Below are 1,693 nucleotides of genomic sequence, written 5' to 3'. Positions count from 1 at the left end.
CCCCCCGAACGCGGGGGGCGCCCCCCACCCGGGGGGGGGGGGGCGCCCCGGCCGTTCGTGGTGACGTGGGTTGGTGGGCTACAGCGCCTGGGCCGACGGCTTCACCATGCCGCGGACCGTGCGGGACTTGACGAAGTTGCCGAGGGCCGTCATCTCCCACTCGCCGGAGAACTGCTTGATGAGCTTGGCCATCATCACGCCGGTCTGCGGCTCCGCGGTCGTGAGGTCGAAGCGGACCAGCTCCTCGCCCGTGGCGGCGTCGAGGAGGCGGCAGTAGGCCTTGGCGACCTCGGTGAACTTCTGGCCGGAGAAGGAGTTCACCGTGAAGACGAGGCCCGTGACCTCCTGGGGGAGCCGGCCCAGGTCCACGACGATCACCTCGTCGTCACCGCCGCCCTCGCCCGTGAGGTTGTCGCCGGAGTGCTTGATCGCGCCGTTCACGATCGAGAGCTTGCCGAAGTAGCAGCTGTCGATGTGGTTGCGCTGCGGACCGTAGGCGATCACGGAGGCGTCGAGGTCGATGTCCTTGCCTCGGTACGCCGGCTCCCAGCCCAGGCCCATCTTCACCTGGGAGAGGAACGGGCGGCCGCCCTTGACCAGGGACACGGTCTGGTTCTTCTGGAGGCTTACGCGGCCCTTGTCGAGGTTGATCTTCCCGGCGCCCGGGGCCGGGGCGGCAGGCGCTGCCGGGGGCGCGGGCGGTGCCGCCGGTGTGGTGACGGGCGGGGCCGGGGGTGCCACCTGGGTCTGGATCGTGGGGGTCGGCGGGGCGACCGGGGGCGCTGCCTGGGCCGGGGCGGCCGGTTCCTCCACCGTCACGCCGAAGTCCGTGGCGATGCCCGCCAGGCCGTTCGAGTAACCCTGGCCGACCGCTCGGGCCTTCCATGCGCCGTTGCGCAGGTAGACCTCGACGATCACCAGGGCCGTCTCCGAGCCGAGCTGGGGCGGGGTGAAGGACGCCAGGACGGAGTTGTCGGCGGCGTTGCGGATCGTCGCCGTCGGTTCGATGCCCTGGAACGTCTGGCCCGCGGCGTCCGGGCTCGCGGTGACGACGATCTTCTCGATGCCCGGGGGCACGGCCGTCGTGTCGACCGTGATCGAGTCGGGGCTGGTGCCGCCGCCGGAGCGGTACGTCACGCCCTGGCCGTTCGGCTGGTTGTAGAAGATGAAGTCGTCGTCGGAGCGCACCTTGCCGTCGGCGGTGAGCAGCAGGCCCGATACGTCGAGCCGCACCGGGGCGGCGACGTCCACCGTCACGCGGGTGACGGGGAGAGGGATGTTCGAGCCGGGGGTCATAGCTGTCATGCCCCGTGAACGACCGGGCCCGCTTTACCGTTCCCTTACCTGCCCGCCAATTGGGTCAGCGCGGGTCTGTGCTGGTCAGGGGTGGTCGGTGGCGGTCAGTGGCGGGTTCTGGGGTGGTTGCGGGCCGTTCGTTCGTTGCCGCGTTTGTAGTTGCCCGTCCAGCGGGCCATGACCAGTTGGGGGTCGCCGGATTCCACCTCCGCGAGGAACTGGGTGACTCTGGGGCCGCGGAGGGTTGTGGCGGGGCGGGTGCCGTGTGTGATCGTCACGGTGCCGTCCGGGTGGTGGGCGTAGGTGAAGCCGTTTGGGCGGGGCATGGGGGGATGGTAGGTCGGCGGGGTGGGGCCGGCCGAAGGGTTTTTCGCCCCCGCCGCCCCTACCCTCCCCC

The 1,693-nt window shown here is 71.1% G+C and carries 2 protein-coding genes; both read right to left on the bottom strand.

All coding sequences use genetic code 11. From position 1 onward, the window contains the following. Positions 1 to 78: 78 nt before the first annotated feature. Entirely contained in the window at positions 79 to 1,296 is a 1,218-nt protein-coding gene (locus tag O3Q52_RS52800) for a TerD family protein (RefSeq protein ID WP_269655502.1), read from the bottom strand. Positions 1,297 to 1,400: 104 nt separating this feature from the next. Beyond that, positions 1,401 to 1,622 (bottom strand): hypothetical protein, encoded by a 222-nt coding sequence (locus O3Q52_RS52795; RefSeq protein ID WP_269655501.1) that lies wholly within the window; start codon positions 1,620 to 1,622, stop codon positions 1,401 to 1,403. Positions 1,623 to 1,693: the final 71 nt, after the last annotated feature.

Source organism: Streptomyces sp. ActVer, from assembly GCF_027270795.1.
GTDB classification, from domain to species: domain Bacteria; phylum Actinomycetota; class Actinomycetes; order Streptomycetales; family Streptomycetaceae; genus Streptomyces; species Streptomyces umbrinus_A.
The sequence above is the reverse complement of the archived record's forward strand: the minus strand, read 5'-3'. Positions and strand labels throughout refer to the sequence as shown.